Source organism: Methylobacter arcticus, from assembly GCF_050917435.1.
GTDB lineage: Bacteria > Pseudomonadota > Gammaproteobacteria > Methylococcales > Methylomonadaceae > Methylobacter_A > Methylobacter_A titanis.
On the sequence record NZ_CP159583.1, the window covers coordinates 1,297,252 to 1,319,401 of the forward strand.

Here is a 22,150-nt window from a genome sequence, read left to right on the forward strand (position 1 = left end):
ACTAATGGAAATAATCATGACTGAACCCTTGTTAATCGCATTTTCTGTTACCGGACTAATTATTGTCGGTATTTTTATTTTGTTAGCGGTTGTTTTTATACGTGTTAATAGTTTGATCAAAACCAATTCGGAAAGTGGCTCTCAGGAGTTAATTCGTTTGCAGCAACTACACGAGGTTAGCCTAAAGGAAGGTTTTTCCGAGTCACGAAAGGAGCTTCGAGAAGTCAGTTCGGAAAACAGGAGGGAGACGCAGGATGCCTTTAAAAATTTCCAAGATACCATGCTAAACCGCATTAGTGAGAATGGTACTGCTCAACATAAACAGTTGGAAATGTTCAAGAACGCCTTGAATGAATTATCAGAGCGTTTGATTACAAATTCCAATGAATTTAAACAGAGTGTGTCATCGTCATTTCAATCTTCGAGTGAGGCTTTAAATCGCAAACAGGACGAATTTAGAGAGCACATAATTGTAAAGTTTGATGCTTTTGACACTAGCATGAAAGATGATGCCAAAACTAATCGTCAAGAATTGACAGAAGGCTTAAATGCACTAAATGCGTTGTTTGAAAAAATCATTATCAATTCAAATGATTTCAAAGAGAGTGTTACCCAGTCATTCCAATCTTCCAGTACCACCTTAAATCAAAAACAGGATGAGTTTCGGGAAAAAACAGCTTTAAAACTGGACGGCTTTGATGCGAGCATAAAAAACGATGCTAAATTGAACCGGCAAGAACTAAATGACGGATTAAAGTCTTTTGGCGCTAAATTTTCTGAAAACATCACTGAATTCAATAATCAATTAAGCTTGAAATTCTCTGATCTAAATAAACAGCAAGTCGATGCCACGGCACAAGCCAAGGGCAGTATTGTTGAAATAAGGGACGCCATTGAAAAGCAACTGAAATCTATCAGAGAAGACAATACCCAGCAGTTGACCGAAATACGTAAAACCGTGGATGAAAAATTGCAAAGCACCCTGGAAAAACGTCTGGGCGAATCCTTTAAGCAAGTCAGTGATAGGCTCGAACAGGTTCATAAAGGCTTGGGTGAAATGCAGACATTGGCGATTGGTGTCGGTGATTTAAAGAAAGTTCTTTCCAATGTTAAAACGCGCGGCATTTTGGGCGAATACCAATTGGGCAATATCTTGGAGCAAGTATTAACGCCGGAGCAGTATTCGACCAATGTTGCCACCAAGCAAGGCAGTCAGGCGAATGTCGAGTTTGCGGTAAAATTGCCTGGCAAAGCGGATGAGAAAACTGTCTGGCTGCCCATGGATTCCAAGTTTCCGCTCGAAAGCTATCAGTTACTATTAGTGGCTTACGATGAGGCCGAACCGGCAAAAATTGACCAGGCGCAGAAAACATTGCTTAAAGTCGTGGAAAGTTTTGCCAAAGATATTAGTGCTAAATATATCGATCCTCCGTACACCACTGATTTCGCCATTATGTTCCTGCCCATTGAAAGCTTGTTTGCCGAGGTGTTAAGGCATCCACACATGCTTGAACTGCTACAGCGTAAATACCGAATCACTATTACGGGGCCCACGACCTTGTCGGCGCTATTAAACAGCTTGCACATGGGCTTTAGGACGCTTGCTGTGCAAAAACGCAGCAGTGAGGTCTGGAAAGTATTGGCGGAAGTTAAAACTGAATTTGCCAGTTATTCCGATCAACTAGCCTTGGTTCATAAACAGCTGACTACGGCATCGGGTTCGTTAGAGAAGCTAAAAGATACCAGAACCAAAGCGATGCAAAGAAAATTGCGGGATGTGGCGGTATTGGAGATTACGGAGGATAAGGAAGCTGTTTTGTTATTAGAAAATTAAGGCTATTAACGTTATTGAAAACCATGCCTAGAAATTACCCGATTTTAAGCAACTGGAGAAAATAGAATGAAAGGTGCGGAAGCAAGTATTGAGTAACCAGGTAGAACTTTTCTCAAATCCACCCAACACGTCAGAGTGAGGGAGACGAAAGGGAATTATGCTCGATCAATAGCTGTGGGCCTTCAGTTTGGTATCGTCCATCTCCCTTATGAGATTGTCTCTGTGGTCATCTGGCCTTTTGTCAGCAATATTACGACGGATGTTTTTACGGCGGCAGTGATTTTATTTTTGTGCTAAGAGCGTCTTGGGCGGCGATTCACACTGGCTTTACCGGAGTTTTGGAAGCTACGGATGAACCTATCACTGTCGAGCTTGATGAGGAGTAAGGCTGTCTATTATTGGAAATAATATATGGCTTCAAAAAACGAGCAGTTAAACAAAACGGCCAGGGGTCCCATGAAAAATATAATCGCAGTAATATTACTTGTCATGTCATTTAACGTTACTGCCTATGATCGCAATGATACTAGACAGAACAATAGCTATAACCTCAACTCATACGGCAGTCCACGACTCTATTACAGCGCAGAAAGCATCAGAGAGCGCCAAAAACTAGAGCTTTTAAATGAATCAAATCGCATAGCTAAAGAGCGATTGGAAGTAGAGTGTGAACAACTTCAGGAAGATAAACGTGAGCATGGAACATATGGAGAATAGTCAATTGATATGAATTTAGGATTAGGGTTTATTGCCTTTAATTCGTAACGGAAATTGTCAATGTAGTTGTCGCCTCGACGGTTAAAACTTACGCTGCTTTTTGGGTCTGAATAATCACCTCCCTGGTCTCATCTTCTTTTGTTTCGGCCTTATCAGGGTTAAGGTGGACTGCTTGGATTCTTTGCCAATTCCGAGTGCTTCCGCTCCAGCGTTGCGGATGTTTAGCACGAGCAGCCCCGTAGACGGTTTTACGGTTATCCAGAAGGTTTTCATCCAAGCCTTCATGACGTTGCGCTGGGGTGACAAAGCGGATAGCGCTGTGGCGATGTTCGTTGTTGTACCATTCCACTAACCCCGTGACCCATTGACGTGCTTCTGTGACATCGGCGAATGGCTTTAACGGATATTTAGGGCGATATTTCAAGGTCTTAAACAACGATTCTGAATAAGGATTATCGTTACTAACCGACGGCCGACTAAAGGAAGGCATGACACCGAGCTGCTGCAAGGTTGCCAGCATAGACGATCCTTTCATGGGACTGCCGTTATCAGAATGCAGGATAAGCTGTTTTGACTGTATGCCTTCACGATGACATAGATCGCGTAACAGTTCGCCAGCCAAGGCGCTGCTTTCTTCTTCATACACCTGCCAACCGACAATCTTTCGACTGAAAATATCAACAAATAGATAAAGATAGAAGAACTGTCCGCGGATAAGCGATGGCAGGTAGGTAATGTCCCAGCTGTAGAGCTGGTTAGGCGCTGTGGCACAGATTGCACGCGGTTTGGTACGTGTTTGAGCAGGACGTTCGCTACGCCGATGGGCAAGCTGATTTTCCTCTCGGAGTATGCGATAGAAGGTCGACTCAGACGCCAGATAGCTGCCTTGATCGGCTAGCCGTGGCACGATCTGACTCGGCGGCAGATGGCCGAATTCATCGGAATTGGCGACAGCCAATACTTCGGCGCGCTCGATTGCTGTTAGCTTGTGTGGCGGTTGATAGTCGCGCAAGGGGCGTTGATCACAGTGAACAGTTTCACCTGTCTGCCAGCGTTGTAAGGTGCGTTCGCTTAGGCCTAGCACTTCACAGGCTTTAACTTGGCGTACCCCCGCTGTTATCGATTCATTCAGTAAAACAATCACTTGCTTGCGCTCTTCGTGAGACGTCATTCGACCTCTCCCCCCAAGAGCGCTCGGAACTTTTTTTGCAGAACCAACAGCGCTGCGGCTTCCGCTAAGGCCTTGTCTTTACGCAATAGTTCGCGCTCAAGGCTTTGCTTTTCCACTTTCAATGCACGTAAGGCCCGCGCTTCTCCACGCGGGTCTCCTGAATCACACTGACTACAGAAATCAGTTTTCCACTGTTCCAGTTGATGGACAAAAACGCCTCGTGCATGGCACCAGGTATTTAAGTCCTCGCCGAGTAAACCATAGGTTTGCTGCAAAGCGGCAAGGCGTTCTTCTGGGCTCCAATCCTCGGGACGTTTTGATTTCGGTGGTGCAGGTTTATTGACGTCCTGTTCGCTTTGTTTCATCCAAGTCTTCAAGGTAGTTAAATTGATGTTCAATTCGTCTGCGACGGACTGAATCGATTGCTCATTGCCACGACTGTAAACTTTTACCAATGCCTGCTCTTTGAAGCCTGCTGAATACCTTTTATATTTTTTCATTTCTAATCTCAAATTTTATTTTTTCTTAAAATTTGAGGCGACAACTATTCTGACGCAGGGGGACTGGGACAATCTTACCTGATAAAGATAACAAGGCTAAGCAGCCATTTTTACCAATACGCGGGCATTTATTTCATCAAGTAACTAATGGATTATGGTGCTGTGTCGATCCTAACTGTAGTCGCAAAAATGAGACTCTCCTAGCGGATAACTGGGCATTTGGCTATGTATATAGCCAACAACGCGAGTATTGCGAATGCGGAGCGCCGGTTTATGAACTGATTTTTTGTACTGATTGCAATAGTCCACATTTACAGGCTTTTCAAACTCAGCAAGGGAAATTGATCCAAATTCCGCGACAGGCAATTGATGAGTTTAGCCTGCAAATTGAATCTGCCGGTGAAGAGGATACGGAAGAGGAGCAGGAATCTGATAGCAGTACAGAAACGGCGAGTGAGCTAGTCAATCTGGCGGTAAAAGCCGATGCAGATTTGACCCATTCTGTTACTTTGTCACTCGATAATAAGCAACTCGGTGAAACGCATCAGGCCATTACGATTCATATCGTCAATGATAGCGAAACTTGTGGACATTGCGGTTTTGTTCCTGATCACGGGAAAAGTGGTGTTTTTCGCCGATGCTTGTTAGGTACGCCGTTTTATGTCAGCAATACTGTACCAACTTTGCTGGAGTTTTGTCAGGATGGTAAAAACCCATTGGAAAGTCCTGGACGAGGGCGAAGACTGATTACCTTTACCGACAGTCGACAAGGCACTGCGCGGCTAGCCGTAAAAATCCAGCAGGATTCGGAGCGAAACCGTTTGCGTGGGCTGGTTTATGAAATGGTTGCTAAACAAGCAGGGACTGTCAGCGATATAGAACGTAATGAATTGGAAAAAGCCAGAAATGAATTTTTAGTGAAAGCAGAAAAATTTAGAAAAATGGGTTTGGCGGAAGCAGACGATTTTTTAAATTTTGCAGAGAAAACACAGCAACAAATTGATCGATTGAGTGTACTACAGCCCATAACTTGGCAGGAAGCAATTAATACGCTTCAAGCCAATAGCGACATTTCAAAACCGATGTTGGATTATTACCGTGACCAGAATCCTATGCTGTTTCAGGACAATAACGGTTCTATAACTTTGTCAGAAATGTTGCTGGTTAGAGAATTTTATCATCGACCCAAGCGTCAAAATACCTTGGAAACTCTTGGGCTCGTTATGGTTCAGTATCCTGCTTTAAAAGCTATCGATAAAGTTTCTAACGAATGGAAAAGTCTTGGGTTATCGTTAAATGATTGGCATGACTTTCTTAAAATAAGCCTGGATTTTTATGTACGGACAAATTTTATTTCTGTTAATCAAGACTGGCTTAATTGGATAGGCGTTACTATTTACCCTAAGGAGCTTTTAGCCCCAGATTCAAAAGAATGGACAGGAAAACGCATTAGCAAATGGTCTTTAGTTAGAAAAGGGCGCAATCACCGATTAATTCGCATTTTGGTTCATGCACTAAATCTGAACTTAGCCAATAAAGCAGATGAAGACATTCTAAATCAAATCATGCGCTCTGCCTGGAAAGCACTTACGCAGGAAAGCCGGATTTTAACCCCTGTTTCAGGTTCTCTAACTTATCAAATGAAGCCGCAACAGATGGCATTTTGTTGTGTTCAAGACGTGTGGGTTTGCCCCGTGACACATCGGTTACTGGACACAACTTTTAAAGGCATTACTCCCTATTTACCTTATGCACCTAGCCAACAAACGACAGTTTGTCAAAAAATAGCCATTCCAGTGTTACCTATCCGTCATGATTTTAATTCAAATCATGAAAAACTTGAATTTATAAGAAAATGGATTGCTGACAATGCCAATATTGCTGAACTTAGAAAACAAAATCTGTGGACGGATTTAAGCGACAGAATTCTAGAAGGTGGCGTATTTTTTAGGACTGCAGAACATTCAGCGCAACAACCGGCTAGTCGTTTGCAATCTTTTGAAAAGCTATTCAAGGCGGAGAAGCTTAATGTCTTGAGTTGTTCTACAACTATGGAGATGGGCGTAGATATAGGGGGGATTTCAGCCGTTGCCATGAACAATGTTCCTCCCCATCCTGCCAATTATTTACAACGAGCAGGACGTGCCGGACGCCGTCAGGAGACCCGTGCGCTGGCATTTACTTTATGTAAGGACAATCCGCATGAGCGTACGGTTTTTAATAGTCCATTATGGCCGTTTACCACTCATATTAAAGCACCTTACATTACTTTAAATAGCGCCAAGATTGTGCAACGACATGTTAATTCCCTGATATTTTCGTTCTTTTTAAAACAGGTTATTAGCGTTACTCAACAGCAAAACACCAAATTAAATTGTGGCTGGTTCTTTTGTCAGGACGAAGCCAGTAAATCACAGCTTGAGCATTTTTGTGCCTGGCTGGATGAGTGCGAGATTAGCGGGATTCCTGAAAACCTGGAGCAAGGTCTGAAAGCATTAATAAATAATACGATTCTGGCTGGCACATCAGTTATCAACCTCACACATCAATCTCTGTCGACCATTAATGGCATCAAGGATAAATGGCTGTCAGAGTACCAGCCATTGCAAGCAGAGTTTGATGCGTTAAGTTTAAACATTGGTGAAAGAAATCCGTACAAAAAACGGGTAGAGAAAGACTTGGAGCGCCTAAAAGGAGAATATTTGCTGGCTGAACTGGCAACGCGCGGTTTCTTACCTTGTTACGGATTTCCAACCGGCATCGCCTACTTTGATCCTTACAGCGTCCATGATTATCTTCTTCAAAACCACAAAAAAAACGAACAGAGAGAAGATAATCTTAGCCGTATCCGCGAAAAACCGACTCGCGACTTATCCATTGCCATTAGAGAATATGCACCAGGCTGCGATATTGTATTGAATGGTTTGGCATATCGTTCAGCAGGACTGAGTTTAAGTTGGCATATTCCCGAAAGCGGTACCAATGAAACTCAGAAGCTTATGACTGCTTGGCGTTGCGATCATTGTGGTGCAATTGACAATGCTTTAAGTAGTGTTTCAAGTAATGTTTGCAACGAGTGTGGTGAGTCGCTTAATCCTGAGCATAAGCGCGAATTTATTGAACCCGCAGGATTTGCCGTTGACTTTTATACCAGCCCCCATACCGATGTTTCCGCACAACATTATGTGCCGGTTAAAGAACCGTGGGTTACAGCTAAAGATAGGCTGCGTCCTTTATCAAATCCTCATTTAGGACAGTTCCGTGCCGGTAGCCGAGGTGATATTTTTTATCACAGCTCTGGCGAACAGGATCACGGTTACGCTTTGTGCTGGCATTGCGGTCGGGCTGATTCGATGAGTGCCGATAATAAGTTGCCCGATGTTTTTACAAAACCTCATAAAATATTACGCGGCAAACTGAGTGGTGAGGCCGACGCGTGGTGTAGCGGTAACGACAGCGAATTTGCCATTAAAACCAATCTTCATTTAGGTTATGTTGACCATACCGATGTTTTTGAACTGTATTTAAAACATTACAACGAACAGACGTTTCTTGATTATAGAAATGAAGATAGTAAAAAAATAGCCTGGACATTATCTGTGGTTCTCAGACAAGCCCTCGCTGACACTTTGGGTATCAATGTTGATGAACTGGGCTATACCGTGAAGCCGACTAAGTTGACTGGTTGCAGCTATCCAGTGGCGGCCATTGTTTTATACGACAAATGCAGTGGCGGTGCCGGTTTTGCATCGTCTGCATACCGTTATTTTGACGAGTTATTTGTTAAATCTAAGCAATATCTTCAGTGTAACTGTCAAGGCGTGTGCCAAAACTGCTTGTTAGGTTACGATACCCGCTTCCATATTGAATATTTGGATCGGCAATTAGCGGCAAGATATTTGAATGAAGAATTCATCAAATTGCTGGCTTTGCCGGACGAATTAAAACTATTCGGTGATTCGTCTCGGTATTGCCCCGAAACGCTATTTACTGAAATCCACGATGCAGCTAGTCAAGGTGCAACAGAGCTGCATGTGTTTTTACAAGGCCAATTCTCCGACTGGGAAATAAGTGAAAGCCAATTACTTGAACGCTGCTATCGCTGGATGCAACTCTATACCAAACTGGTTTTGTTTATTAACTCTTCGATACAGCCACTTTCCGAAGCCATCAAAGAAGAGCTTTGGATTTTGCACCGATTAGGGGTGACTATCGCTATAGTTGACGATAATAAGGTGATACTCAAAGGCTCAGCTTGTATTGTTGCGCAAACACTGTCAAACAGTGGCTGTAAGACATTTGCGCACTCGCTTAAGCAAACCGCAATTCCTTCTCAAAATTGGTTAAATCTATCCGACAGTGTTTTAGTATCTGCGGATAATTACCCGCTTGTTCCGATATTAAAATATCTGGATGAGGCGGTTTTGAAGCCAAATACCGGAAATGGCGATATGGAGGTAGAAATACTAGTTGAGTGCAATGGTGCATTAAATAAATTTGCAGAGAAACTATGGCAACGTCTACTTGAACATCATCCATTATTGCAACAACATGTATTAACGGATGAACTTGTTAGCCTGCATTATTCCGATCGCTGGTTGTTTTCACCTTGGTCGGTTATGCTCATTGCCGAACTTATTGATGGGTTAAAGCAGCTTATGCAAAGTAACTGGAATAAACCAAAAATCGTTATTAATACCGGAGTTAAAAGGGAAATAAGTAATCAAAATCGTGGTTTATTGGCCGATTGGATGGATGACAACTTACGTATGGATGTTATTTCCGCTTATTTTGATGCAATGGATGAAAATTGTATAGTCAACACTGCGAGCGATGCGCCACATGGTCGAGTGATGGAATTGACATGGCAGTCTGGGAAAACAACTCACATTCGGTTTGATCAAGGTGTTGGCTATTGGAAAATCGGAGATAAAGCACCTTGGTTTGATGATAATTTGTCGCAATCTACGCAACAGGTAGAAAAAATGTTTCAATTAATTAACAAGCTTAATATTAGGAATGCTAAAGAATTTCCAACGCAAATTTTTGTTAAGGAACGTTAAATATACTCCATATTGGCAAACTTTCGCTTAAAACTGGGTGATTAAAGGTCTGTGGCCTATTTGGGACCTCTCAAAATTAGGTTGGATTTAGCGGTAATTTTGTTATTAAAACAAAAAAAATAGCAGTGTTTTTGAATTTAGTTGGGTTGGTTAGCGTAGCGTTATCTCTGTTGCTTCATGGGGCACTGATGGGACACTTGAGAATAAAAAATGGCAGTAAATGGCAATACTTGATAAACAGAAATTTACATAACTATATGATTTTATTGTTATAGTTTGTTGTGTTGTTTTATGATTTATTGATTTTAACGCACTTTTAATGCGATGGTCGCGCGTTCGAATCGCGCACGACCCACCACAAAGACTATAAATAACCAGCACTTAGCTGGTTTTTTTTATGCCTGCCGTTTTTCGTTTTGTACCCCGTGTAGTAAATTTTTCTCAACTTTTGAATTCCCCGCGTAATTTTGCAGATGCTCACTCGACAAATGTGCGTACCTCAAAACCATTGTTGAATCCGCACAGCCGCCTAGTTCTTGCAGTACATGTAACGGCGTTCCGTTCTGAATGTGCCAACTCGCCCAGCTATAGCGCAAGTCGTGCCAACGAAAATCAACAAATCCCGCCCTGATTAACGCTTTTCGCCATGCGTGGTTATTTGCATGGCTGACGGGCTCACCGTCGTAAACAAATGTGTTTACCGATCTGATTACGAATTACCTTTAGCGCGTCATCACTCAACGGGATGGCAATGGCCTTTTTCGCTTTCGCCTGTTCGGGATGAATTCAGGCGCAACGCCGTTGCATGTCGATCTGGCTCCACTGCAGTCCCGTGACATTGGCTTCCCGCAACCCCCTCGCCAAACTGAATCGTATCGTCGCTTTAAGGTGGGTAAGTAGTTCCCCACATTTTTGGCGCGTTATCCAACGAATACGCTTGTTGTCTTCTTTTAATCCCAAATTCCACATAGCTGTATCAACTAGCAGATCCCGATCCCGTATCGGCTGTTTTGGCGGTGGCATAGCGCCGCCAAAGCACCTTGGTCCAATTATTGAAATCATCCAGATAGGTATACACCACAGGAATCACCAACAGACTCAGAAAGGTGGACGTTATCAAGCCACCGATCACGGCGACCGCCATCGGGCTGCGGAAAGAAGAATCCGCTTCTCCCATGCCAATCGCAATCGGCAACATACCGGCACCCATCGCGATGGTGGTCATAACGATAGCGCGGGCCCGTTTCCGGCAAGCATCCAACAGTGCCTCTATTCTGGGCATGCCATGATCTCGCCGGGCAACAATGACATACTCGACCAGCAATATGGAGTTCTTGGTGGCAACGCCCATCAGCATGATCAGCCCGATCAGCGACGGCATAGAAAACGCTTTACCGGTCAATAACAGCGCCACAAAACCGCCGCCAAAAGAAAGCGGCAATGCAGCCAAAATGGTGATCGGTTGTAAAAACTCCTTGAACAGCAATACCAGCACGATAAATATGCATAGCACGCCAGTAAGCATGGCGGCACCAAAACTGGCGAAAAGTTCAGCCATCATTTCGGCATCACCAATATTGATCCGTTTTACCCCGGTCGGCAGATTGCGAACGCTGGGCAATTTTTGCACTGCGGCAGCGACATCCCCTAACGGCAGGCCGGAGAGTTCAACTTCAAAGTTGATGTTGCGTGAGCGGTCATAACGATCGATAACCGCAGGTCCACTGGAAAGCTCCAAATCGGCCACTTGACTCACCATCACCGACCCGGAACCTGCTTTGCCTGATGGCACAGTGAGCCGTTCCAGCACCGAAAGATCGCTGCGCCCATCTGCGGCCAGTTTCACCACTATGGGTACCTGGCGTTGGGCGAGATTGAGCTTGGGCAAAGACCATTCGTAATCCCCTAACGTAGCAATGCGCAGAGTTTCTGCGATAGCCGCAGTGGTAACACCCAGATCGGCTGCACGGGCAAAATCGGTTCGTACCGCAATTTCCGGCCTCACCAGCGCGGCGCTGGAGGCTATGTTGCCGAGGCCGGGAATGGTTCGAAGATCGTGTTCGACGTTACGGGCTGCGGTGCTTAACGCCTGCGGGTCGTCGCCGCTCAGCACCAGAATGTATTTCTCGCCCGATCCGCCGAGGCCCACCTTGGTGCGCACGCCGGGCAGACTTTGCAGCGCCTGTCGGATGTTTTTCTCGATAACTTGCTTGTGTACAGGTCTGTCTTGTCGATTAGCCAGCAGAATCGTCAATGTGGCGTTACGCACTTCGCTGCCTTGAGTTCCTGCAGAAGGCTTGCTACCTGCAGAACCGCCGCCGATAGTGGTGTAAACCGATTTCACATAAGGCACGTTTGCCACCAGTTGGCGGGCCGCTTCCGCCGAAGCCCTGGTTTGAGCCAGGCTGGCGCCGGGAGATAATTCGACGAAAACCTGGGTCTGCGGATTGTCATCCGGCGGTATGAAGCCCTTGGGCAGCAAAGGAATCAGCAACAACGAGCCGATGAAAAACGCCGCCGCAGCTGCTATCGTGATGCGGCGATGTTCCAGACACCAGGCCGCCAGCTTCATATAGCTTTGCATGATGCGGCCTTCCGATGGTTCGGAGTGGCCGCTATCTTTCAACAGATAAGCGGCCATCATCGGTGTCAACATCCGCGCCACTACCAGCGAGGCCACCACGGCCAGCGCCACCGTCCAGCCGAATTGCTTGAAAAAAAGCCCGGCAACCCCGCTCATGAAGGCCGTGGGCAGAAATACCGCAACCAGGGCGAACGTGGTAGCGACCACCGCGAGGCCTATTTCATCGGCCGCCTCCATCGCCGCCTGATAGGGCGTTTTACCCATATGCAAATGGCGCACGATGTTTTCCACTTCGACGATGGCATCATCCACCAGAATACCGATTACTAAAGATAAGGCCAGCAAGGTGATGCCGCTCAGGGAAAAACCCAAATACTCCATGCCCCAAAAGGCCGGAATGATCGACAGCGGCAGGGCTACCGCAGAAATGAAAGTCGCCCGCCAATCTTTTAAAAACAACCATACCACCAACACGGCCAGCAAGGCGCCTTCGTAAAGCATGGTCATGGAACTTTGGAAATTTTCCTGTATCCGCGTGACAAAATTGAACGCTTCGGTAAATTCTATATCCGGGTTGGCAAGTCGTAATTCCGCCAAGGCTTTTTGCACGCCTGCGCCGACCTCGACATCGCCGGCACCCCGGCTACGAGTCACTTCAAACCCTACCACTTGTTTACCGTTGAGCAAAGCCAGCGACCGGGCTTCAGCGACGGTATCGTCAATCGTAGCGACCTGGTCGAGCCGAATCCGACGACCGTCTGCCAAAGAGAGTTGTAGCGGCCTAAGTTCTTCAACAGAAGTAACGTTGGCTAAAGTGCGTACCGGCTGCTCGCCGCTACCCAGATTGGTACGGCCGCCAGAGCTTTCTCTTTGTATCGCGCGCAACTGGCGGGAAATATCGGCAGCCGTAGCACCCAGCGATTGTAATTTGACCGGGTCCAGGGCGATGGTCACTTCCCTGCTAACGCCGCCCACCCGGCTAACCTGGCCCACACCACGCACACTGAGCAATTTTTTGGCAATCGTGTCTTCTACGAACCACGAGAGCGCTTCGTCATCGCGCTGAGTGGAGGCGACAGTAAACGCCAGGATCGGCGAGCCGGCCAAATCCAGCTTGGTGACGATCGGGTCGGGCAAATCGGCAGGCAAATCCGAGCGCACTTTGGAAACAGCGGAGCGCATATCGTCCAGGGCTTCCTGTACCGGTTTTTCCAGTTTGAATTCGGCAGTCATCGTGACGCTGCCGTCCTGCACTTTAGTGGTGATGTGTTTTAGGCCTTGCAAGGTGGCGATAGCGTTTTCGATTTTACGCGCGACTTCGGTTTCCAGTTGGGACGGCGAGGCGCCGGGCAGGGATGCCGAGACCGTCACCGTGGGCAAATCCAGATCCGGCATATTCTGAACCTTCATCGACTGAAAACTCAATATCCCGCCGAAGCTCAGCAGCACAAACAACATCAGCGCCGGAATAGGGTTGCGGATACACCAGGAAGAGACGTTCATGGCTGCACCACCTGCACAGTATCGCCATCGGCCAGGAACGAGGCACCGCTAGCGACCAGACGATCATCCGGCTTGAGTCCCGAGAGGATCTCAAAACTGTCATCGGTTCTTCGACCCAATTGCACTTTGATCTGGGAAACCTTGGCCAGTTCGCCGTTTTGCTCACCCAGTTTGAAGACATAGCTGAAGCCTTCCCGCAGGGAGAGCGCGGTCTGAGGGACAGTGAGAGCGGCGTTGATGCCCAGCTGGAATTCGCCCTGGGCAAACATCCCCGCGCGTAAGCCGTGCACAGCAGCTTCGGGTAAATCCACGTAAACCAAGCCATTGCGGCTCTTTTCATCCAATGTCGGCGCCAGTGCGCGAATCTTGCCCTCGATGTTGCCAACATTGGGCACATCGACGTTAACAGGGATGCCCGGTTTGAGTTGAGCCATTTCGGCCGCAGTGACTTCACCCCGCCATTCCAGCCGGTTTTGCCGGATCATGCGAAACAACTCCTGCCCTTTTGCCGCGACTGCCCCCAAGGTGGCGCTACGGGAAGAAATAACCCCATCATCGCTGGCTAGAATCCTGGTATATTTCAGCCGCAACAATTGCGAATCCAACTGCGCTTTGGCCGACTGTACCTTGGCCTTAGCCGTTTTTTCGCCGGTAAGATATTGGTTCACTTGCTGACTGCTGAGTGCCCCGGAAGCCGAAATCTGTTTTGCCCGTTCGGCGTTAACTCGCGCATCGGCCAAATTTGCCTCGGCCTCGGCTAACGCTGCCCGGCTTTGGGCGACATCGGCTAAAACGCTCTCGTCAGAAAAAACCGCCAGCGCCTGCCCTTTCTTTACGGTTTCTCCCACTTGCACATTGACCTCGGTCAAACGCAGGTCGCTTATTTCAGCGCCGATAATGGCCTCCTGCCATGCCGCTATCGAACCGTTGGCAGTCAGTGTCGTAGAAATATCGCGCATGACCGGCTGAATTACCGTAACGCTGAGCGCAGGCTTAGGTGCGGAAGTAGTGTCGGCGGCGGGCTTGTTACTGCGTCCGGCAATAATGCCAAAGCCGATCAGTACGATTAAGGCTGCAAGGAGAGCGCCTATTGTTCCTTTTGTCATGGTTTTCCTCCGGTGAAATCGACTTGATGATTTATGTGATCGGTTTTTTCGGGTTTGCTGCTGCTTGGAGCTTGAGAGCTTGCGGCGTCCGCTTTCTGAGTCCGGTCATTGTCGTCCCAACTGCCGCCGGCTGCGCGGTAGAGAGCGATCCAGGCGCTGACTTGCTCCTGTTCTATTTCTTTAACGGCTATTTCAGCCGACAAAACGTTGCGCCTGGCCGTTTCGACATCGATCAAGTTGCCTAAGCCGGATTGGTAAAGCTCCTGGACAGCCAGGAAATTTGTTCGATAACCGGAGACAGCGTTGCGGGCCTGAGGCAAGCGCTCGGCAGCGCTATCCAAGCGCACCAAGGCGTCTTCTACTTCTTTTACCGCCGTGCGCACCTTGCTGCGAAAGTTGCTTTCAGTCGCTTTATATTGAGCGCGTGCCGCTTCCACATCAGCCGCCCGCTTACCCGCATCAAACAGCGGCAAGCTGAGCGTCGGGCCGATTGCCCAGGTTTGCGCGAGCAAAAATGCCGCCCCGTTCATGTTTTGCAAGGTTGGCGTGATGTTGCCGGACAGACTCAGTTTCGGAAAGCGTTTGGCCTGCTCGACGCCGATGTTGGCGCTGGCCTCCGCGACATCGCGCTCGGCAGCGGCCACGTCGGGCCGTTGCAGCAACACCCGAGCCGGCAGGGGATCAATTCGGAACGCCGGTGGGCTGGGCAGCTTTGCCACCCGTTCCGGCGCCGCGGTTAACAATTTTCGAACCTCCGCTTCGTTAAGGGCCGTCATTGCAACCAGCCCTTTTATCGAACGTTCGCACTGCGCTTGTTGTTGCAGCAACATTCTATTGCCTTCGGAGGCGCTGGCATTGGCCAGTGCGACGTCCCCCGGCGCACGGAATCCGGCTTCACCTGCGATTTCCGAGAGCCGCGCCGATTCCCGGCGCGATTCGGTGTCGGCCTGCACTATTTGTACTTGACCTTCGCAATAACGGTAAGCCAGATAAGCATTGGCGACTTCCACTGCCACCGCTACGCGGGCATCATGCCAGGCTGCATTTTTTGATTCCAGCTGACTGCGGGCCGCCTCTTCCTGGCGGGCCAAGCCGCCGAACAGGTCGATTTCCCAGCTGGATTGCAGTCCGGCCGGAAACTGGTTCCAGACGAACGGAGTGCCGCCAAAGGAAGAAGAGGAGCGTTTGGCGCCTATGCTGGAGTCTATAGTGGGCAATAAGGCGGCATCGGCGCCGACCAGATTGGCTCTGGCTTGCTCAATGCGTGCTTTGGCATCGGCCACGGAGGCGCTTTCTTGCTGGGCTGCTGCTAAAAAGCGGTTCAGAACCGGGTCTTGAAAACGATCCCACCACCGAGTTAAATTCACTCTATCTCCCTGATGAGCAACCGGTAAGTTATTCCCTACCGACTGGGGAGCTTGCCAGTTCGCCTCTGTTGGTAACGGTGCAGTTTGGTAATCGGGCCCCACTGTAGTCAGCAAGCCGCCGGAGCCGCATGCTGAAAGTAGCAAAGGCATAAGATTCCGGCTTAGCCGGCGCAGATTTTTATTGCTCATGATTTACCTATTGTGCGCGACGACGGGCCTCGCCTTCGATCATCGAAACGGCGTAACCGGCCAACCGTTCTGCCAGAAAATCAATTGCTTTGAGGGTGTTCAGGACTTGCGGCGAAATGGTCGCAACAACCTCTTGCGCGACATAAAAATGCACGGCCATACCGATGATCGCAAAAGCCAGCCGATGTACATCGGCATCAATGCGTTGCAGGTCCAAATGTTCTTTAAGAATCGCAACGAGAATTTCATGATGCAGTTTGAGGTTAGCGCCTGTTTCCTGTTGCCGGATCCCGGTAGGCTCGATCATTTCCCGGAAGTGCAACTTCATCACCAGCCTGATTTCCTCGCCTTTTTTCAAAGGTTCAAGAAATTCCGTGAAAAAACTGCCAAGTGCTTCGGCTAAAGGCAATCCCAAGTATGTTTCAATATTGGTATGGCATTTTGTCTCGCCCACGGGCTCGGTGAACATAGCACGATAGAGACCGGCCTTATCGCCGAAGTAATAGCGAATGGCCGAAATATTCGCCCCCGCCGCTTCACAAATTTCTCTGGTGGTGGCCGCCTCAAAACCTTTTTTGGCAAACAGCCGTAATGCCGAGATGACGAGCCTGCTACGCGCATCATGAGTTTCTGTTTCGGTACTTAAGTTATTGACCATGCCGCCTCGGGGGATTTCTTGCAAAAAAATAAATCAAGCGATTGAATTTGAGAATATCAATCAAACGTTTGATTGTCAATTTCGCGTATTGTCAGGAGGATTTATTGATGGCAGTAGTTTATTGACCGAGATGTCTATCATCAGCTAGACCGGCCTTCTTGCTCCTGTCTTGAAGTCATATTACCTCGACGCATAACTAAAATAGAGGGTTAACTGATGTTACGCACCTGCCTCCAAAAAAAGGTATCGTTATGAAATGGACAAAGAAAAATTAGCGTTATACACAGGCTACCTGATCTGCCATAGCGGGTTTGCGACGGCGACCGGTTTATCGGCGATGTTGGCAGGAGATATAGGCCACGACCAACTAACCCGTTATTTGTCAGCAAGGACATACACCTCAAAAAACCTGTGGGGAAGTTAAAATGACGATGTGCCAAATAGAATAGGAAGACGGTTGCCTGATCTTTTGACGACACCATTCAGGAGAAGACCTAGACGGATGAAAACGAGGGTAGTGGGTCAAACCTGTAACTTGGCATGAATATCGACGCCAAACTGGTAGTGGGTGAAATCGGTGATCATGGTGAATATTTTTTGAATTCGGCCTTGGAGGCATCATTTCATGTGATGGCGCCGTCGCCACCTTCAATGAACTCCAGGTTTACGCAAACGATAATATATATGGCCAAGTTGGCTTCGTCGATGCGTACATCGAAAGGCACACATCGAGTCGATGGGCTGAAATTCATTACCGAGATCATTCCCTGATTTCCCGAGTAGTTCGATCACTCCTTGACTGGAGCTAGGGCACCATGTTCAAAATTGCAGTCGCCAGGGACATTAGCGGGGTGTGGTTGCAACCGTATCGGAGACAAACGTAGTCCATACAATGTCCTTAATAAACTGAACCACTAGCTAAAGCGGGTGGGCTTGTATGGTTAATTATCCCTATTGATTTCATTGCTGTGAAGTTGATAGCTGCATTATTTACGGGCGCCAGCCGCGTTATCTGGCGTGTCCATAATACGGTTTAGCAGGTTGGTCTGTTGTGATACTCTATCGGCTTGAGTTAAGTCGATCATACCTTTAAGTTCTGAAAAACGTTTCTCAGCTTCTTTTAGGTTTTCTGTTGCTTTAATCAAATCACCGTCTTTTATCGCCACTCGAGCTTTTTTCAAATAATCATTAGCGCGGTTACGATTACGGTCAAGTTTATCATTAGCATTGATCTCTTTACTCAACTTTAAGGCGTCTTTGATATTGTTTATAATGATATCGTCACCGGCTTTTCCACTGTCTGCTGCGCCGCCGCTGTTTCTTATCTGAATAGCTCTCAATGCTTCAGCAACTTGACCCAAAGTGGCATCAATTCCTTCAAGCGGAGTCATTTTATTGTACATACATGCCATACCCAAACAGACGTCGGCAGTAGTCGGAAAAGATCCTAAAGAAAGTGCCAATGTAGTCGCCACGACAGCGCTTTTTAATAATTTCATGTAATGTAAACCTCGTTGTAGTTATTATTATTAGGTCTGCAACTACCTAGATATTAGGCATATTTAATTAGTTACATGACAATTTGAACTTTATCATAACTTTTGTGAATATTAAACGAATTAACTCGGCTCTAGGCATTCAGAGCATCTAAAATATGGGCAACGAAGTATTTTGTTCGCTGCCGCCTGCCATCAAACTCCTTTTGTCGATTAGCTGTAACGGCTAGCCCAGGAGCATGAAAATTTTGTATGGGCGATCGGACTCTCAGATCCTCAGCCGGAAGATAATTGGCAGGGGACAACCGGTTTTATTCGCCAAAATCCTATACGAGAATTACCTAAAAGATCACCCGGCTCCCAAGACTCCGAGTATTACCTGTGTCGGCCGCCGATGATAGCCGCCGTGGAAAAATGCTTGATGATCTTGGCGTCAATGCAAAAAATATCATGTTCGATAAATTTGGCGGTTAAAATGCAATAGGCAATCACTCAACGTTAGCAAAGGACACGCATCAATGGCTAAATTAAAAAATGAATCCCAGCTGCTAAAAAAAGCGATGGAGGTTGGTGAAAATTATGCGAAAAATCGTGGCTACGCAAATTTTGCCTCGACGGATTCATCAAAAGACAAGACTGAATGTCTTTATCGTCTGTTGGTTAATGATCAACTTATTCAGCCGCTGGCGATTGACCAGGAAAACGGGGTGAATATGAAACATAAACTAGCCTTATGGATAGCGCGGCAATTGCCGAAAGATCACCCTCTTTTGTAGTAAACCCTAACTCAAGGTAAATCCGATGAATAACAAAACCAAACTGCGCTGGGGCATTTTAGGTGCGGCGCGCATCAACGAGCGTCTGATGCCTGCTATCGTCGAAGCATCCAATGCCGAGCTGGTTGCGATAGCCAGTCGTCGCCCCGGTGCCGCTGCACAAACGCTGGCGCAATACGCACCGCAACAGCAGCAGGTGCGCACTTACGACGACCTGCAAACCTTACTCGATGATCCTGAAGTCGATGCCATATACCTACCGATGGCCAACCACGAACATGCCGAATGGACGTTGCGCGCCATCGAATACGGCAAACATGTATTGTGCGAAAAGCCTATGGCGTTAACCGTAACCGACATAGCAGCCATTAAAGCCGCCGCACAGCGGCATAAAGTCACCGTCATGGAAGGCTTTATGTACCGATTCCACCCGCAACATCAGCGCGTGCAGGAATTGATTCAGTCGGGAATAATCGGCGAAGTCAGGTCGGTGCGCTCCAGCTTTTCTTTCATGATGAAACCTGCCCGGCTCTATCGCCTGACAGAAAGCGTCGAAAACGGCGGCGGCGCGATGTGGGACATCGGTTGTTATGCGATCCATTCAGCACGGATGTTTTTTAACCAGCCCGCTGTCGCGGTAACGGCCATAGCCAAATATGTCGACAGCGGCGCGGACATTGCGACCAGCGGCATCATCGATTTTGGCGACGGGAAATACGCGCATTTCGATTTCAGCTTTGAACGCGCAAGACGCTGTGAATATGAAATCATCGGCACCAAAGGCGGCATTAAATGTCATAACGTCTGGTCTATGCCGAGCGATGTGCCGGTGGTTTCATGGTGGACTGAAGACGGTCAACTCGGTGAAGAGCCGCTGCCTGCGGCAAATCACTTCCGGCTGGAAATCGAACATTTCAGCGCTTGCGTATTAAATGACACTGCTCCGAAGCTGTCGCTGGAAGATGCCCAAGCCAATTGCCAAATCATCGTTGCCGCCTTGCAATCTTCGGCTAGTGGGCAACGGGTTAAACTGGGTTAAACCACGGACATGCGACAGGGGTTGAGAAGATCGTCAGTGCGGTTCGCCCGTTAAAAATGTCCTCATCGGGATTGACATGACAAACTAGGGGCATCTTTCACTATGTTAGCAAAGTACAGCCGATGTTTTGAGCGCCCAAAGTCCGAATTCCCCTGTTCTTGGTTTATTCCTCAAGTTGCGTAATCATCTCCGCCCCTTGCGGCGTTTCTGCGTGGGGTTGAGGTGATAAAATTCGATTCTTATGTACCTTCCTTCATCACGCGTTTACTTTGTTCTTTTGCTTTGTACATCCTGGCATCTGCTTTCCTGAGTATTTCGCTCATCTCTGTGCCATCGTTGGGATAAACCGCAATGCCTAAACTGAGATTAATATTGAGCTCAATGTCCTGGATAAGCACCGGTCGGGCTAACTTGGCGTGAATTTTATGCGCGACCTTTTCTGCATTCGCATAAGACGTATCTTCCAGTAGGATCACGAACTCATCGCCACTGATTCTGCTCAAGGTATCCTCGTCCCTGATGCACTCATTTAGTAAACCGCCTAAGGTCTTGAGCAGCAAATCGCCAATTTGGTGACCATAGGTGTCATTCACTTTTTTGAAGCCATTCAGATCGAGAAACATAGTTGAAAATGTCAGGCCATTACGTTGTGTCCGGGAACAGGCCTGATTGAATCGATCTTCCAGTAGGGTTCTGTTGGGGAGTCCCGTCAAGGCATCGTGTGTCGCCATGTGGAGCAAGCGCTTTGCCGATATTTTCCTTTGGTCCTCCCGGCGTAAATGGGTGTTCATGAAGAGTAGCAGAAGCGCCAGGAACAAGAGCGAAGTACAGCCTATTGCGATCACAAGTGGAAAGTCAAGATCAGACCAACCCATTTGTTTGTCGACCCTGAATGCGAACGGCTGGCTTCGACTATCCAGCTTCATTTGGGCAGTTAGCTTTGGAAATAGCCAGGCTTCTAATCGATTCGGCGTGGATGCAGCAATATGTAACAACAAGCCTTCCGGTGCATCGCTCGAATAGCTCGCGTAATAAAGACGAAAATCAAGGTTTTTCACCAGAAAAGCAATATTTTTCTGAATCGTTTCAGCATTGACTTCTAGTAGCGCAAATGCTTGTTTCCGCCCGGAATAATCTCTTCCTGGAACATTGGGAACGGGAAGAGATAGGAGATATCCTTGAGACCCTTCGACGAGTTTGTAGGGGATGCTAGCGACGGAGGACTGTAATTCTTTCGATTGATTTAGGGTATCGCGTAGAAAGGGTTCCGAGTCCAGGTCTGCGCCGATCATCTGCTTGGTGTTAGGCGACATCGATTCAATAAAAATAATGGGGTAGTATATCGGCTTTTTTTTAACCCGTTGCTTAGTACGGCCATCAACCCCGTAACTGACCGCTTTCACGTTAAACGAGGGAAACCAAGATCGTTTTTGTCTTGCGATAAACTTCGCTAAATCATGCCGTTCCACGATAAGTGCAACCTCAAGCGCATAAACATGAGGGTAGCGGGAAAGGATTTGTCGTGCATAACGGGATGCGCTTTCTCTATCGGCATATTCAATAGCGCTCAGATAAGCGGAAAAACCTTCCAAAACCGACTCATTGTCCCGAGTCATGAGTTCAATGCTTTCGTGTAGTTGCATTACCCTCTGATTGAAGGCCACTTCCGCTTCGTGCAGCACAAGCTTGTTGAATACCAGACTCATTGTGATCGATATCACCGCAGTCCAAGCCAGAAAAATGAGACTGTAAATCCAGTAGGGTTTTGTCTTGAAAATGATTAGCAAAGTATTTTCCCATTTCTTATGCGTACCTGAGGCTTCAGTCATCGCGCATATTAGTTTAGGGCATTGTATAAAATTTGCCATTTTCTACAAAAAAATAATACCCCACCCATAACCATGATTAAAATCAAGGGTAAAAAACCACTTTGCATCTGCAAAAATTACAGGTATTTCAAGACATTCTTGCGTATCCTCAGATAAAAATCTTCCATAACATCGATAAAAGAGCTAAAACTCCCGTCTTTTTTAATTAACATAGCAGGGATAGTCGCCGGTTGGCTGGGTTCTATGCTTTTTGGCTGATTTCCTGGCGGAATTCTGCAAGTACAGGACGGGGGTAAAAACTATCCACTGACATTCATT

Annotated in this window: 14 protein-coding genes, 1 tRNA gene and 1 pseudogene; 8 read left to right on the forward strand and 8 right to left on the reverse strand. The window is 47.3% G+C overall.

Annotation, left to right across the window (positions count from 1 at the left end; genetic code table 11):
• The first annotated feature begins 16 nt into the window (after positions 1 to 16).
• Together ABXJ76_RS06375 and ABXJ76_RS06380 are read left to right on the forward strand one after the other, a co-directional pair.
• Entirely contained in the window at positions 17 to 1,834 is a 1,818-nt protein-coding gene (locus tag ABXJ76_RS06375; protein WP_432745267.1) for a DNA recombination protein RmuC, read from the forward strand.
• 456 nt (positions 1,835 to 2,290) lie between these two features.
• Complete coding sequence (locus ABXJ76_RS06380) at positions 2,291 to 2,551, forward strand: hypothetical protein (protein WP_432745269.1); 261 nt, start codon at positions 2,291 to 2,293, stop codon at positions 2,549 to 2,551.
• A gap of 88 nt (positions 2,552 to 2,639) precedes the next feature.
• Here ABXJ76_RS06380 and ABXJ76_RS06385 read toward each other — a convergent pair.
• Positions 2,640 to 4,222, reverse strand: a protein-coding gene (locus ABXJ76_RS06385) for an IS3 family transposase (RefSeq protein WP_432745272.1) whose coding sequence is annotated in 2 segments (ribosomal slippage) — positions 2,640 to 3,751 and positions 3,751 to 4,222 — 1,584 coding nt in all. Because the reading frame shifts where the segments join, the coding sequence is not laid out codon by codon here.
• A gap of 341 nt (positions 4,223 to 4,563) precedes the next feature.
• On the opposite strand from ABXJ76_RS06385, the gene ABXJ76_RS06390 reads away from it, so the two are divergent.
• Both ABXJ76_RS06390 and ABXJ76_RS06395 read left to right on the forward strand, forming a co-directional pair.
• Positions 4,564 to 9,285, forward strand: coding sequence for a Zn-binding domain-containing protein (locus tag ABXJ76_RS06390; RefSeq protein ID WP_432745275.1), 4,722 nt, complete (start codon positions 4,564 to 4,566; stop codon positions 9,283 to 9,285).
• 281 nt (positions 9,286 to 9,566) lie between these two features.
• A tRNA-Ser gene (locus tag ABXJ76_RS06395) sits at positions 9,567 to 9,643 on the forward strand.
• A 37-nt stretch (positions 9,644 to 9,680) separates the two neighbouring features.
• On the opposite strand, the gene ABXJ76_RS06400 is transcribed toward ABXJ76_RS06395, so the two are convergent.
• The 5 genes from ABXJ76_RS06400 to ABXJ76_RS06420 all read right to left on the reverse strand — a co-directional run bounded on the left by ABXJ76_RS06400 (position 9,681) and on the right by ABXJ76_RS06420 (position 16,716).
• Positions 9,681 to 9,995, reverse strand: a complete 315-nt coding sequence (locus ABXJ76_RS06400; RefSeq protein ID WP_432746462.1) for a tyrosine-type recombinase/integrase — start codon at positions 9,993 to 9,995, stop codon at positions 9,681 to 9,683.
• Positions 9,996 to 10,261: 266 nt separating this feature from the next.
• Complete coding sequence (locus tag ABXJ76_RS06405; RefSeq protein WP_432745278.1) at positions 10,262 to 13,372, reverse strand: efflux RND transporter permease subunit; 3,111 nt, start codon at positions 13,370 to 13,372, stop codon at positions 10,262 to 10,264.
• Positions 13,369 to 14,478 (reverse strand): efflux RND transporter periplasmic adaptor subunit, encoded by a 1,110-nt coding sequence (locus ABXJ76_RS06410; protein ID WP_432745280.1) that lies wholly within the window; start codon positions 14,476 to 14,478, stop codon positions 13,369 to 13,371. The genes ABXJ76_RS06405 and ABXJ76_RS06410 overlap by 4 nt, the downstream gene beginning before the upstream one ends.
• Entirely contained in the window at positions 14,475 to 16,034 is a 1,560-nt protein-coding gene (locus ABXJ76_RS06415) for an efflux transporter outer membrane subunit (protein WP_432745283.1), read from the reverse strand. Before ABXJ76_RS06415 ends, ABXJ76_RS06410 begins: the two co-directional genes overlap by 4 nt.
• 7 nt (positions 16,035 to 16,041) lie before the next feature.
• Positions 16,042 to 16,716 (reverse strand): CerR family C-terminal domain-containing protein, encoded by a 675-nt coding sequence (locus ABXJ76_RS06420; protein ID WP_432745285.1) that lies wholly within the window; start codon positions 16,714 to 16,716, stop codon positions 16,042 to 16,044.
• A 232-nt stretch (positions 16,717 to 16,948) separates the two neighbouring features.
• Between ABXJ76_RS06420 and ABXJ76_RS06425 the strand changes: the two are divergent.
• Both ABXJ76_RS06425 and ABXJ76_RS06430 read left to right on the forward strand, forming a co-directional pair.
• Positions 16,949 to 17,187: pseudogene (locus ABXJ76_RS06425) on the forward strand (IS701 family transposase); the annotation flags it as partial.
• 45 nt (positions 17,188 to 17,232) lie between these two features.
• Positions 17,233 to 17,463, forward strand: a complete 231-nt coding sequence (locus ABXJ76_RS06430; RefSeq protein WP_432745287.1) for a hypothetical protein — start codon at positions 17,233 to 17,235, stop codon at positions 17,461 to 17,463.
• A 215-nt stretch (positions 17,464 to 17,678) separates the two neighbouring features.
• On the opposite strand, the gene ABXJ76_RS06435 is transcribed toward ABXJ76_RS06430, so the two are convergent.
• Positions 17,679 to 18,191 (reverse strand): hypothetical protein, encoded by a 513-nt coding sequence (locus ABXJ76_RS06435; protein ID WP_432745290.1) that lies wholly within the window; start codon positions 18,189 to 18,191, stop codon positions 17,679 to 17,681.
• A 515-nt stretch (positions 18,192 to 18,706) separates the two neighbouring features.
• Here ABXJ76_RS06435 and ABXJ76_RS06440 point away from each other — a divergent pair.
• Positions 18,707 to 18,964: a DUF5062 family protein gene (locus ABXJ76_RS06440; protein ID WP_432745292.1), complete on the forward strand. Its 258-nt coding sequence runs from the start codon at positions 18,707 to 18,709 to the stop codon at positions 18,962 to 18,964.
• 25 nt (positions 18,965 to 18,989) lie between these two features.
• Entirely contained in the window at positions 18,990 to 20,003 is a 1,014-nt protein-coding gene (locus tag ABXJ76_RS06445) for a Gfo/Idh/MocA family protein (RefSeq protein ID WP_432745294.1), read from the forward strand.
• Between the two features lie 239 nt (positions 20,004 to 20,242).
• Here ABXJ76_RS06445 and ABXJ76_RS06450 read toward each other — a convergent pair whose 3' ends face one another.
• Positions 20,243 to 21,832: a diguanylate cyclase domain-containing protein gene (locus tag ABXJ76_RS06450; RefSeq protein WP_432745296.1), complete on the reverse strand. Its 1,590-nt coding sequence runs from the start codon at positions 21,830 to 21,832 to the stop codon at positions 20,243 to 20,245.
• Between the last annotated feature and the right edge of the window lie 318 nt (positions 21,833 to 22,150).